The sequence below is a fragment of the Spirillospora sp. CA-142024 genome, assembly GCF_050942325.1.
Classification (GTDB): Bacteria; Actinomycetota; Actinomycetes; order Streptosporangiales; family Streptosporangiaceae; genus Spirillospora.
On record NZ_CP192077.1, the window covers coordinates 1,783,272 to 1,796,115 of the forward strand.

9 protein-coding genes are annotated in these 12,844 nt (G+C 71.5%); 6 read left to right on the plus strand and 3 right to left on the minus strand.

The genetic code is table 11. The annotated features are described in order from the left end of the window. The first annotated feature begins 20 nt into the window (after positions 1-20). Positions 21-917, plus strand: a complete 897-nt coding sequence (locus tag ACQPZP_RS08720) for a glycosyltransferase family 2 protein (protein ID WP_433477116.1) — start codon at positions 21-23, stop codon at positions 915-917. A gap of 25 nt (positions 918-942) precedes the next feature. Here ACQPZP_RS08720 and ACQPZP_RS08725 read toward each other — a convergent pair whose 3' ends face one another. Together ACQPZP_RS08725 and ACQPZP_RS08730 are read right to left on the minus strand one after the other, a co-directional pair. Then, entirely contained in the window at positions 943-2,808 is a 1,866-nt protein-coding gene (locus ACQPZP_RS08725) for a Wzz/FepE/Etk N-terminal domain-containing protein (RefSeq protein ID WP_433477117.1), read from the minus strand. A 183-nt stretch (positions 2,809-2,991) separates the two neighbouring features. Next, positions 2,992-4,089 carry a hypothetical protein gene (locus tag ACQPZP_RS08730; RefSeq protein ID WP_433477118.1) on the minus strand — a complete coding sequence of 366 codons (1,098 nt, stop codon included), beginning with the start codon at positions 4,087-4,089 and terminating at the stop codon, positions 2,992-2,994. Between the two features lie 197 nt (positions 4,090-4,286). Here ACQPZP_RS08730 and ACQPZP_RS08735 point away from each other — a divergent pair, with 197 nt between their 5' ends. The 4 genes from ACQPZP_RS08735 (at position 4,287) to ACQPZP_RS08750 (ending at position 10,747) form a co-directional block, all read left to right on the plus strand. Next, a complete protein-coding gene (locus tag ACQPZP_RS08735; protein ID WP_433477119.1) occupies positions 4,287-5,645 on the plus strand; it encodes an O-antigen ligase family protein in 1,359 nt (452 codons plus the stop codon). Next, a complete protein-coding gene (locus tag ACQPZP_RS08740; protein WP_433477120.1) occupies positions 5,620-7,230 on the plus strand; it encodes an oligosaccharide flippase family protein in 1,611 nt (536 codons plus the stop codon). The genes ACQPZP_RS08735 and ACQPZP_RS08740 overlap by 26 nt, the downstream gene beginning before the upstream one ends. A gap of 2 nt (positions 7,231-7,232) precedes the next feature. Then, positions 7,233-8,126 carry a sulfotransferase domain-containing protein gene (locus ACQPZP_RS08745; RefSeq protein WP_433477121.1) on the plus strand — a complete coding sequence of 298 codons (894 nt, stop codon included), beginning with the start codon at positions 7,233-7,235 and terminating at the stop codon, positions 8,124-8,126. A 287-nt stretch (positions 8,127-8,413) separates the two neighbouring features. After that, positions 8,414-10,747, plus strand: coding sequence for a fibrinogen-like YCDxxxxGGGW domain-containing protein (locus ACQPZP_RS08750; RefSeq protein ID WP_433477122.1), 2,334 nt, complete (start codon positions 8,414-8,416; stop codon positions 10,745-10,747). 111 nt (positions 10,748-10,858) lie between these two features. Here ACQPZP_RS08750 and ACQPZP_RS08755 read toward each other — a convergent pair whose 3' ends face one another. Beyond that, entirely contained in the window at positions 10,859-12,118 is a 1,260-nt protein-coding gene (locus ACQPZP_RS08755) for a hypothetical protein (RefSeq protein ID WP_433477123.1), read from the minus strand. 180 nt (positions 12,119-12,298) lie between these two features. Between ACQPZP_RS08755 and ACQPZP_RS08760 the strand changes: the two genes are divergently transcribed. After that, positions 12,299-12,838: a hypothetical protein gene (locus ACQPZP_RS08760; protein ID WP_433477124.1), complete on the plus strand. Its 540-nt coding sequence runs from the start codon at positions 12,299-12,301 to the stop codon at positions 12,836-12,838. Positions 12,839-12,844 lie beyond the last annotated feature (6 nt).

The following is a 12,844-nucleotide window of genomic DNA, read 5'->3' on the forward strand; positions in this document are numbered from 1 at the left end:
GACCGCAAGGCAGGCCCTCGATGCCCCCATCCGTCGGAGTCGTGCTTCCCACGCACAACCGGCCGGAGCTGCTGCGCCGCGCCCTGGAGTCGGTGCTGGTGCAGGACTACGAGGGCGAGCTGCGCGCCGTCGTCGTCTTCGACCGGGCCGAGCCGGACGTGTCGCTCGCCGGCGACCGCGTCGAGGTCATCGCCAACACCCGGGAGCCGGGCCTCGCGGGTGCCCGCAACTCCGGCATCCTCGCCCTGGACACCGATCTGGTGGCGTTCTGCGACGACGACGACCAGTGGCTGCCCGGCAAGCTCGCCGCCCAGGTGAAGGCCCTTGAGGGCGAGCCGGACGCGGTGCTGTGCAGCTCGGGGATCCTGATCGACTTCGACGGCCGGGAGCTGCCCCGGCTGGCCGGGACCGGCCGCGTCACCTACGACGAGCTGATCCGCGACCGGATGATGAGCGTCCACTCGTCCACCTATGTGGCGCGGCGCGAGCCGCTCATCGACATCGGCATGGTGGACGAGACGATCCCCGGCAGCCAGGGCGAGGACTGGGACCTCGCGCTGCGCGCCGCCCGCCGCCACCCGGTCCTGAACGTCGACGAGCCGTACGTCCGCGTCCTGTGGGGGCTGACGTCGTACTACGCGCAGGCGTGGGAGACGAAGGTGGCCGCGCTGGAGTGGTTCTTGGAGCACTACCCGGAGATCGGCGAGGAGTCCGGCGCGGCCGGACGCGTATACGGCCAGCTCGCCTTCGGCTGCGCGACCGTCGGCCGCCGCAAGGACGCCCTCCGCTGGTCGGCCCGCGCACTCAAAGCGAACCCGGCCGAACGCCGCGTCCCGTTCGCCCTGGCGGTCGCCTCCGGCGTCGTCTCCGGCAAACGCGTCCTCCTGGCCCTCCACACCCGGGGCCGCGGCATCTGATCCGCCCCTACCGCCTTCGCCGGAATCAGGGGCGGTTGAGCTTCTTCGCCGTCTTGTCGGTCAGGGTGTCCGCGGCGGGTGAAACGGCGTCCTCATCGGGGGACGGCGGGAACGCGTCCAGGTTGATCGCGCCCAGCGTGATGGTCTTGTCGTTCGGCTTGTCCTGGCCCCCGCCTTCGGACGCGTCCGGGGCGGGCGGCCGCGCGTGCCTGCGCCCGCGCGGAGACTCCGGCTCGCCGAGCGGGTCTCGGCGGGCCCCGGGTTCGCGTGCGGCGGGCGCCGCGGCGCGGCGCGGCTCCTTGGACCCGGGCGGCGACGTGGGTGACGACGCGGGCGGCGACAGCGGGTGCGCCGCGGGGCCGGCCGAGCCGTCCCGCCGCCGGGGCGGCATGTCGCGGGGTTCGCGGGGCAGCGTGGGCGGGGGCGCCGCCACGGCCGTCTCGTCCTGCCTCGGCAGGACGACCGCGCCGAGCACGGCCGCGCCCATCCGGTGGATGCGGCGGACGCCGTCGCGGATCTGCGCGTACTTGGTGCGCGGCGTCTCCACGACGATGAGGGCTGCGTCGGACAGGTCGGCGAGGGCCTGCGCGTCGGCGCCGAGTTCGGTGGAGGGGGCCTCGATGACGGTGAACCGGGCCTTCTCCCGCAGCGAGCCGATCAGCCGCGCCATCTGCTCGCGCTGCAGCATCTCGGCGGCGAGGTCGGCGTCGGCGCCTGGAGTGATGGTGGCGAGGGACGGCAGCGCGTGGTTGCGGCGCACCACGTCCCGCAGCTCCACCCGGCCGAGCAGCAGCTCCGACAGCCCCGCGCCGCGATGCAGGCCGAGGAGGTCGGACGCCAGCGGCGACTGGAGGTTCGCGCACACGAGCAGCACGTTCGAGCCGGTGCGGGCGAGCGCGGCGGCGAGGTTGACCGACACGATGCTGGAGCCGGGGCCGGGCGCGGCGCCGGTGACCAGGATGACGTGGTTGCCGTGGCCGAGCGTCGCGGTCATCTCGTGCGCGAGCTCGTGGAAGTTCTGCCCGCTGCGGCTCCGCGCGGGCAGCAGCCCGAGCCCCTCCTTGCCGCGCCGCTGCGGGATGGACAGCAGGACGGGCAGGTCGAGGACGCGCTCGACGTCCCCGGCGACCCGCACCCGCCGGTCGACCCGGTCGTACATGATCGCCAGGACGATGCCGAGCAGCAGGCCTCCGGCGAGGCCGCTCGGCAGGAACTTCACCGGGTCGGGGCTGGCCGGCCCGGGCGGCGGCGACGCGCTGGTGATGATCTCACCGCCGTCCACGTTCGCCATCTCCACCTGCAGGTCCGTGAGCTTGTTGGTGAAGGCGGTCATCTGCCCGGTCAGCACGCGGCGCTGCGTGGCGCCGGCGGTCGCGAGCTTCGTGCGGACGTCGTTGATCTGCTTCTCCAGCGCGGACGCCTGGGTCTGCAGCCGCTGGACGGCATTCTCGTTGCGGTTCTGCAGGTACGCCTCGGCGAACGCCTGCGCGCCGGCGCGGGCCTTCGCCGCGCTCGGCGCCGCCCAGTCGATGACGAGGACCGACGAGTTCGGCGGCACGTTGACCTGGACCCGGCGCCCGAGGTCCAGCGGTGACTCCCCGGACCCGATCCGCTTCTGGACGAGGGACGTCACCTCGGTCGAGCGCAGCCGCTGCGCCTCGGTCTCCAGGCTGATGTCGTTCTTGTTGTTGTTGTTCTGGCGCTGCTCCGGGTCGGTGGACGACACCTGCACGACGGCCGTGGACACGTACGACTTCGGCAGCAGGAACAGGCCCGCGACGGCGATCGCGAGGCCCAGCAGCGCACCGGCGACGACCACCCACCAGCGCCGCCGGAGCATGGCCGCGTACTCCGCCAGCTCCGTGGAGTCGGCTCTCGAAGTGGAGTCCATCAGCCGGGTGTTCCTCTCGCCGCCGTCGATTCGCCGTGCGCGCCGTGCGCGCCGTGCGGTCCACTCCCCGTCGGAGTTCGATCCAAGATACCTTGACCCATTCGTGGCGAACCGCTTAACGGAGACGGGCGAGAACGCCCCGCCGATCACCGGGTCGCCCGCGCCGGGACTGGCCGGGTGCGGTCACCGCCGGTTGACGAGCCCCGTCGCGTTGTCCCAGCCGGTCTGGCCCACCAGCCGGCCCTGATCCGCCATCGTGGCCGGCACGTTGAACCCGAAGCGCTGCTGCGGACCCCGCCCGCCGGGCCTGCGGTCGAACGACTGGCAGCCCACCAGGGACGTCTGGTCGCCCTGGCCGACGAAGAACCCGTCGGCCTCGTTCGCGTTCGCGCCGAGGTCGCGGGAACTCGCGGTGTCGGCCACGCATCCGGTGAACACGTTCTGGTCGTACTCGATGAACCAGCCGTGGCTCCGGGTGTCCTGCGCCTCGCAGCCGACGAACTTGTTGCGCGTCCCCTTGACGTGCCAGCCGTAGTCGCGGCAGTACCACGCCTTGCACGCCTGGAAGAAGTTGTTGGCCCCGCCTATGCCGTCGGAACCGGCGATGGCGGGGCCGACGTAGAAGCCGGCGCTCGCGCCGGTCTGCCGCCGCGTCGTGGCCTCGCAGGCGATCCACCAGCTGTCGGGCGCCTCCACCCGGAAGCCGTACCGGCCCGCCTGGCGGACCCGGACCCGGCTGGTCACGCACGCCTGGGTGTCGCTGCCGCGGTAGGCGATGCCGTCCAGCTCCGGCGTGTAGACGGCGAGGTTGTCGATCCGGCAGACCGCGTCCGGTTCCCCCTTGTAGAACCTGCCGGTGCCGGTGATGTCGAGGTCGATCCCGATCCCGGCCTGGCCGGCGCAGTCGAGGACCAGGTCTGAGACGGACACCCCGTCCACCGACCGGCCCTCGCCGATCGCGATCATCGCGTCCATGGAGCGCGTCGCGCGCAGCCTGGTCCGCTGCCCGGCGCCGCGGATGGTGCAGCCGCGCACCGGGACGACGGGCTCGGTGATGCGGTAGTCGCCGTTCCCCAGCAGGATGGCGGTGGCGCCGTCCTCGATGGCCTTCTGGATGGAGCCGTTCGGCGGGACGTACGTCCAGGGGCCCTTCTGCTCCGCCTCGGCCGGGGACGGACCGGGCGACAGCAGCGTCTCCGCCGCGACGCCCGCGGTGATGCCGGCGGCGGCGAAGGCGGTGCCCCCCAGCACCGACCGCCTCTGGTACCAGCGTTCGTCCACTGCTCCACTCTCCCCGATCGCGACGGCCCCGAGCCGCGCGATTCCCCGGGCGCAGGGGCGTAGGCTCGGCCTCCGAGTGTATGGTTCGTATCCGCCTGCCGGTCGGGAACGGGTGGAGTCCGGTGCGGTTGCCGGGGGGCGCGGGGGGTCGTTCCCCCAACACGGAAACGGCCCGGTTCCCAGGGGAGGCGACGAGGGTGGTCACGACCGCGCCGCGGCGCTCCGCCGCGCCCATGCCGGGTCTGCGGCACCGGGGGCTCTCCGATCCCGGCGAGCGCGAGGCGCCTCCGGCCACGCCGGCCCGCAAGGACCTGCCCGCCTGGCCGCTGGGCCTGCTGTTCATCGCCTTCCCCGTCTGGTGGCTGCTCGGCCTCGGCGCGTTCGCGGCGCCCATCGCCGCGTCCGTGATGGCGCTGCACCTGATGCTGCGCGGCGGGACCCGGGTCCCGCCGCGGTTCGGGCTCTGGGTGATGTTCCTGGTGTGGATGATCGCCGCCGGGACGCAGATCGACACGTTCGGCCGCGGCGTCGGCTTCCTGTTCCAGTTCATGAACTACGGCTCCGCCACCGTCGTGTTCGTCTACGCCTACAACTGCAGCCTGAAACGGCTTCCGATCCGCCGCGCGCTCGGCATGGTGGTCGTCTTCTGGGTGTGGGTGGTGATCGGCGGTTTCCTCGGCGTGCTGCTGCCCAAGGTGGGGCTGACGACGCCGTTCGAGCGCATCCTGCCCGACGCGATCAAGAGCAACGACTACGTGCAGGCCCTCGTGCATCCGCAGTTCGCGGAGATCCAGCAGCCGTGGGGTGCGCCCAAGCCCTACAACCGGCCCCGCGCGCCCTTCCCCTACACCAACTCCTGGGGAGGCCACTTCGCGCTCCTGTTCCCCTTCGTCGTCCTGTACATCACGCAGGCGCGGATGTTCACGCGGCTGGTGCTCGTCGGCCTGATGGCGGCGTCGCTCATCCCGGCGTTCGCGACGCTGAACCGCGGGATGTTCCTGGCGATCCTGGCCGGCGTCCTGTACACGGCGATCCGCTTCCTGCGCCGCGGGCATGTCCGCTGGCCGGCCATGGTCATCGCCCTCGTGGTGATCGGCGGCATCGCGGCGCTCCTGTCGGGCGTCGGTGCGGGGATCAACAGCCGGACGGAGTACAGCTCGACCAACAACGACCGTCTCGGGCTGTACACCGAGACCTTCGTGCGGACCCTCGACTCCCCGGTGCTGGGGTACGGGGCGCCGCGGCCGTCCGAGAACTTCGTGGTGTCCGTCGGCACCCAGGGGGAGTTCTGGCACCTGATGTTCTCTTACGGCTTTCCCGGGCTCGTGTTCTTCTGCGCGTGGATATGGTGGCTGGCGCTGCGGACCCGGGGCGTCAGACCGGATTCGCTGCTCTGGCTGCACGCGGTGCAGGTGATGGCATCGCTGATGCTCTTCTACTACGGGCTCGACCAGACCGAGCTCGTCCTGGTGTTCGTGGCGGCCGCACTGATCCTGCGTGGATCCGCCGGCGGGAAGGCGGGAGGCGTGGATGACCGCGGCGTTGCCGCAGGCTGAGCAGAAGTCCGGAGACGGCCGGCGACACGGCCGCGACCTGCGGGAGTTCGCGCGCGGCGGGGCGATCGGGCTGATCAGCTCCATCGTCGCGGCGGCCTCGGGGTTCCTGCTGACCGTGGTGGTCGCCCGGACGCTGGGCGCCGCCGAGGCGGGCGTGTTCTTCGTCGTGGTGGCGCTGTTCACCATCGTCGCCGAGATCGCCGAGCTGGGCGCCGACACCGGACTGGTGCGCACGACGGCGCGGCTGCGCGCCCTCGGCCGGGGGGACGAGCTGCGCCGGCTGATGGCCGTGGCGCACCTGCCGGTGGTGGTCGTCGGCGTCCTCTGCTCGGTCGGCGCGTATCTGGCGGCCCCCTGGATCGCCGACCGTTTCATCGACCCCGCGCATGCCGGCACGGCCGTCACGCTGCTGCGGATCGCCGCGCCCTTCCTCGGCCTCATGGCCCTGACGCGGGTGGCGCTCGGCGGCACCCGCGGCCTGGGCAGCGTCACCGCCTACTCGCTGATCAACAACGTGCTGCTGCCCGGTGCGCGCCCGCTCTTGGTCGGCCTGGTGTTCGTGTTCGGCATGGGGGCCGCCGGCGTCATGGTCGCCTGGACGGCTCCGGTCGCGGCGTCGTTCGTCGCGGCCGTCCTGGTGCTGTGGCGGATGGTGCCGCGAGCCGAACGCGAGCGCGGGCAGGAAGACGAAACGGTCGCGGACCCCGCGCCGCAGAAATCGGCGGGACGGGAGTTCTGGGCGTTCTCCGGACCTCGGGGAGTGGCCGCCGCGGTCGAGATCGCGCTGGTGTGGGCCAACGTCCCGCTCGTCGCGATGCTCGTGTCCAGCGAGGAGGCGGGCGTCTACGCGACCGCCAACCGGTTCGTCAGCACCGGGACGCTGGTGCTGCAGGCCGCCCGGATCGCGATCGCGCCGCAGGTCGCCGCGATGCTCGCGCGGGACGAACGGGGCCGGGCCGGGCACCTGAACTCGCTGGCGACCCGGTGGGTCGTGCTCGCGTCCTGGCCCATCTACCTGGTGCTGGCCTGTTTCGGCCCGTTCCTGCTGGCGCTGTTCGGCGAGGAGTTCACCGGCGGCGCGGTCGCCCTGGCGGTGCTGTCCGGGTCGATGCTGCTCGCGCTCAGCGCCGGCAACGTCCAGACGGTGCTGCTCATGGGCGGCAAGAGCTCCTGGAGCCTGGCCAACAAGTCCGTCGCGCTGACGGTGAACATCGTGCTGACCTTCGTGCTCGTGCCGCCGTTCGGCATCGCGGGCGCCGCGGCCGCCTGGGCGGTGGCGATGCTGATCGACACGGTCGCGGCGGCGCTGCAGGTCCGCTACCTGCTCGGGCTGCGGCTGGACGTGCGGCGTGTCGCCGTGACCGGGCTGTGGGCGCTGGTGTGGTTCGGGCTGACCGGGGTGGTGCTGCGGGCCCTTTTCGGGACTTCGGCCCTGGTCTTCGCCGTCTACACCGTCGTCGCCTGCGCCGGGTACGCCGCTACGCTGTGGCGTCTGCGCCACTCGCTCGGGGGCGCCGAGTTCCTCGGCGCGGTCCGCAACAGGGGCGCCGGGGAAAAGAGCGCCCGACAAGGGGAGAGTGCCTGACCATGGGTCTTGTCGCCGGTCTCAAGGACCGCTCGCCGCGGGCCGTCAAGGACGTGGCCAATTCGGTCACCCGGGCCTACGGGATGCGCACGGCGGAACAACGGCACCTGCCCGACTTCATGGTCATCGGCACCAAACGGGGCGGGACGACATCGCTGTGGAACTACCTGATCCAGCATCCGCTGGTCATGCCGATGTTTCCGGCGTCACGCGGACTGAAAAGCCCCTGGTACTTCTACGTCAACTATGCGAAGGGCGACGCTTGGTATCGCTCTCATTTCGCCACCGAGAGTGAACTCGACCGGATCGAGCAGAAGTCGGGAACGCGTCCGCTGACCGGTGAGGCGTGCCCGTACTACCTTTACGACCCGCGCGCGGTGGAGCGGATCCACGCGCGGATGCCCGGCCTCAAAGCGGTCGTCGTGCTGCGCGACCCGGTCAAGCGCGCCTACTCCCACTACTGGGAGGCCGTCGGCAAGGGCGCGGAGGACCTCGGGTTCGAGGAGGCGCTCGCCGCGGAGCCGGAACGGCTCCGCGGGGAGGTCGAGCGCATGCTCGCCGAGCCGCTGTACTACAGCGAGCCGCACGACTTCAACAGCTACCGGGACCGCGGCGTCTACCGGCCCCAGCTGGAGCGGTGGTGCGAGCACTACCCGCGGGAGAACCTCCTGGTCATGTCCGCGGAGGAGCTCTACGCGGACGAGCAGGCCGCGCTCGACCGCGTCTGCGGCTTCCTCGGGCTGCCGCCGCACCGCATGGAGAGCGCCGAGCGGCACAACTACCTGCCGGCCCCGCCGATGGACGAGGGGACGAAGGCCGAGCTCACCGAGTTCTACCGGCCGCATAACCGGGAGCTCTTCCAGTGGCTGGGCGTCGATTTCGGCTGGCCGAGCTGAGCGGGTCCCGGACGCGTGAACAAGCGGGCCGGTTTACCGCCGTATCACTGATTTTTTCGTTTGCCGCCGGACGAACTGGGAGTTTGTTCACATTGCCATTCCAGCATTGTGGAATTCGTTGACCAACGGTCTCCACCTGCACTAACGTAAATTCATTCTCATGCGTGGCGCCTGGAGCGGCGGACGAATCGCCTGCTCAGCGCCATCCCCTCCGTCGAATCCCCCCGGGGGAGTTCATGCCAGATCGATTGCGTTTCCTGCGTGGTGTCCGGTATCGCAGAAGCGCCGTGACCATAGTCGCCACGGCGGCCGTGCTGACCGGCACGGTCGTCGCCACCGTCTCCGCGCAGGGCGGCGGCCGGACGGCGGCGCTCAGCGCGGCCAGCGTGCAGCGGGACGGGAAGAGCTCCGCCCGCGCCGCGGCCTCCTGCTGGGCCATCAAGCAGCAGTTCCCCTCCAGCGCGGACGGGGTCTACTGGCTGCAGACGCCGAAGCTCGTCGCGCCCGACCAGTTCTACTGCGACATGACGACGGACGGCGGCGGCTGGGTCCTCGCCGGCCGCGGCCGGCAGGGCTGGAACTTCGCCTACCCCGGCCAGAACGGCGTCGCGGAGGTGCGCAGCAACCCGACGGGCACCGGCGCGTTCACCCCCGCCACGCTGCCCGCGGAGACGATCGACGGCCTGCTGGGCGGCCACACGGTCGACGACCTCCCCGACGGCGTCCGGGTCCGCCGCGCGACCAACGTCGACGGCAGCAAGTGGCAGGAGATGCGGTGGAAGTTCCAGAAGGCCGCTCCGTGGTCCTGGACGTTCGACGCCGATCCGGCGAACCCGCTGACCTCCGTCAGCTTCGACGGCGCCACCTCCAGCGGCGGTAACACGCGGCTCGTCGCCAAGGACAGCGTCCTCAAGCCGACCAACGGGTTCTACACCTACGAGACCAAGGAGAACAGCTGGCAGCGGGGCTTCGCCTACCGGTCGTACGTCACGGCCGGAGACAACAGCCCGACCAGCTACCTCTGGCGTTCCGGCGTCGCGGGCGGCAACACCATCCCGTTCACCCAGGTGTGGATCCGGCCGAAGCTGACCGACCTGGAGTACCCGTCCGTCCCCGACTCGGGCACCCCGGCCACGACCGAGAAGCCGCTGATGAAGAACCAGACCTCCGGCGGGGCGTGGGGCGTCACCGGTGTGGTCAGCGGCGGTACCGGCGAGAAGCACCTTGAGGTGCAGGCCATGGCCGTGTCGGGCAACACCATGTACGTCGGCGGCGAGTTCAAGTACGTGCAGAAGGGCGCGACCCCTGCCGCCGACGAGAAGGTCGAGCAGTCGTACCTGGCCGCCTTCGACACCACGACCGGCGAGTGGAAGTCCTCGTTCCGGCCCAAGCTGAACGGCGGCGTCTGGGACCTGGAGGTCGCCGGGAACAAGCTCATCGTGGCGGGCGAGTTCACCAAGGCCAACGATGCCGGCAACACCGCCGGGCTGGCCGCGCTCGACCTGGCGACCGGGAAGAACGCGACCGGATGGGCGGCGAGCGTCTCCGCCTCCGACGGTAGCCCCGCCATGGCCCGCGCCCTGGACGTGCAGGGCAACTGGCTGTATGTCGGCGGCAGCTTCACCCGCATCTGGGGCGGCAACCCCCTCAGCACCAAGGTGTCCGTGGGACGCACCGCGCGCCTCCGCCTCTCCGACGGCAAGCCCGACGGGACGTGGAAGCCGAACTTCAACGGCTCGGTGATCGAGCTGGACGCCAACCCGGGCGGCGACCGGGTCTACTACGCCGGCTACTTCACCCAGGTGAACGGTCAGCCCGCGCGGAAGATCGCCGTGCTCGGCACGGCGGCACCGGCGGCCCAGGTGGCCGGGCTGAACGACCAGAGCTGGCACCCGAGCACGCCGAACATCGACAAGCAGTACCAGCAGATCATCCGGGAGTACGGCGACAAGGTCTGGGTGGGCGGCTCCGAGCACATCTTCAGCGCCTACACCAAGAGCAAGTTCGACCGGATCAAGAGCGTCATCACCAAGCCGGGCGGCGACATGCAGGCCGCCGTGGAGATCAACGGCATCGTGTACGGCAGCTGCCACTGCTACAAGTTCGTCTACCACGACGGCGACGCGTGGCCGACGCCGACCACGTGGTCGCAGATCCAGACGGCCAACGCGGTGATGGCCTTCGACGGCAAGACAGCCGAGCCGATGTCGGACTTCTGGCCGAGCCTCGGCACCCGCGCCGGCAACGGGCCGTGGGAGCTCACCGAGGACAAGCAGGGCTGCATGTGGATCGGCGGCGACATCAACCGCGGGTCGTGGCTGAATTCCGGCTATCAATGGGCCGGCGGGTTCACCCGGGTGTGTCAGCGGGACACCTCGCCACCGGGGAAACCCACCGACCTCAAGGCGACCTCCGAGGGCGGCGGGGTCAAGCTGACCTGGCAGGGGCCCTCGGCGAACGCCAACACCGCCAAGTACGAGGTCATCAAGGACGACCGGGTCATCGGCGTCACGTGGGGCTGGCACCTCACGGACGACTCGGGGACCGGCGGCCGCTACTGGGTGCGCGCCGTCGACACGGCGGGCAACCGCTCCGCCTCGACGGAGGTCGTGACCCCGTAACCGGGTGACGACGGGAGTCAGGCCCGGGTTCGGCGGGAGCCGAGCCCGGGCCTGACCCATGTTCGGAGATGGACGTGCCCGCGCATGTCCCCTGATGACGGGGAACGGCTCTCAGGACCGCCAGCGCGCGAGGACGTCGAGCATCGCGGGGAACAGCGCGGGGTTCCAGCCCCCGCCGCCGCGCTTGAGCCTGTACGTGCGCGCGAACATCTCCAGCAGGTAGAGACGCGCCATCAGGTCGCGGGCCTCCGCGGCGACACCGTACGAGGCGAGCTCGTCCCGGGCCGCGCGTTCGACGGCGGCCACCGCCGTGTCCAGAGGGGCCCCGCGCAGCACGAGCTCGACCTGGAAGCGCCAGTGCAGAAGGTCCAGCCCGACCGGCGCGCCCAGGGCGCTGTGCTCCCAGTCCCACACGTGCAGGTCGCCGCCGTGGTGGCCGATGTTCCACGGAACCCAGTCGCCGTGCCAGCGGCCGATCCGCAGTTTCAGCTCCGCGAACCGGTCCGCGAGCCCGTCCATGACGGCGTTCAGGGCCTCGGCGAGGTCGGGCTCGTCGTCCATCGCGGCGGCGTCGTCCCGCAGGCGCCGCCAGAACGCCGTGCCGGTGAGCCTTTCCCATCCGGAGTCCGAACTCTCCGCGATCGCGAGCGTGAAGGCCGGTTCGGGCGGGCTGCCGGGATCCCCGTGGCCGGTCACGCGGGCAGGCAGCGGCGCGGTCACCGTGATGACGAGGTCCCGCCACGGTCCGTGGTGCAGCAGCGCGGGGACGTGCGGGTGGGGCCCGCTCGCCTCGCCGGCGCGCGCCGCCAGGCCCGTCGCGACCGCGTGCACCGCCTCCGCCTCGGTGGTGGCCAGCTCCCTCGTGGCCGGGCTCCAGCCGATCTTCGCGTAGCCCAGCGGAGCGCCGTCGCCGGAGAAGACCTGCAGGGTCGGTTTGCTGTTCGGGTCGATCGGCCGCACCCCCAGCCCGAAGACGAGCTCCGGGGCGTCCAGCACCCGGCGCAGGTGCTCGCCGAGCAGATGGTCCGCGGCCTGCTCGGCGGGGATGTCGGAGCGGATGCCGACGGTGAGCCGGTGCCTCAGCAGGCGCTGCGCGAGCCCCGTCCGGAACCCGGCGCCGAGGACGCGCCGGGTGGCCCGCACCTGCCCCGACCGCAGCCTGTTGTAGCAGGTCAAGGTGGCCGCCGCGGCGGCGTTCCCGGCGATTGGCACGAGGAACTTCGCGTTCGCGGGACTGGGGACGACGGCGTAGCTCTCCACGGGACGGTAACCGCTCGGCAGGCCGTCGAGAGTGGCCAGAACCGGCGCGCCGGGGCCGGGTTCGCCCCACAGCCGGACGATGAGCTCGCGCAGTGGCACGGACGTGGGCACGACGCCTCCTGTCGCGATCCGGGCGGGGGATGCGCGTGAGTCTAGCGGCCCTCGCACCGTGTGTTCGGGGCCGCCGGGATGGGTGGAAGTGGCCTGGCGCCGGCGCCGGATGCCATAGGGTTCCATGACCTCTGGTATCGCTTCACGGGTCGGCTGATCGTGAGAAGTGGGGGACCCCCGATGCTGTTCCGACGGCGCATCATGGCGTTCTGCGTTGTGACGGCCGCACTGCTGGCCGCGGTGTCCGCGTGCGGCGGCGGCGACGGCAGGTCCGCCGAACCCGATCCCCGCGGGCCGAGCGCCTCCGCCGGGGCGAGCGGCGCGCCGGGAGTGCCGGACACGGGCGACAACGACAAGTCGAAGAACGGCAGCAAGCCGACGACGCAGCCGACCCCGGTCTCGCAGACGCGGCCCTACCTCTACCCGCCCAAGGTGGGCAAGGCGGGCGTCGTGTGCGGCACCGCGCAGAACAACCAGGCCGCGCAGTACGGCCTGAAGATGGCCCGCGGGCAGGCGAAGTGCTCGGAGGTGCGCACCGTCTTCACGACCTACTTCGGCTACATCGCCGAGGTCGAGACCCGCGGCTACGGCTACGACGGTCACCCGATCAAGTCGGCCGGCTGGACCTGCCGCCCGCACGCCAAGGGCGACGTGACCCTGCGTTCGATCGACTGCGCGAAGGGCGGCGCACTCGCGAACGCCTCACTCCTGCCCAGCTGACGGCAC

Excerpts from the sequence above, each read along its gene's own strand:
- ACQPZP_RS08720 (WP_433477116.1), top strand. The coding sequence starts at position 21 with ATGCCCCCATCCGTCGGAGTCGTGCTTCCCACGCACAACCGGCCGGAG.
- ACQPZP_RS08725 (WP_433477117.1), bottom strand. The coding sequence starts at position 2,808 with ATGGACTCCACTTCGAGAGCCGACTCCACGGAGCTGGCGGAGTACGCG.
- ACQPZP_RS08740 (WP_433477120.1), top strand. The coding sequence starts at position 5,620 with ATGACCGCGGCGTTGCCGCAGGCTGAGCAGAAGTCCGGAGACGGCCGG.
- ACQPZP_RS08745 (WP_433477121.1), top strand. The coding sequence starts at position 7,233 with ATGGGTCTTGTCGCCGGTCTCAAGGACCGCTCGCCGCGGGCCGTCAAG.
- ACQPZP_RS08760 (WP_433477124.1), top strand. The coding sequence starts at position 12,299 with ATGCTGTTCCGACGGCGCATCATGGCGTTCTGCGTTGTGACGGCCGCA.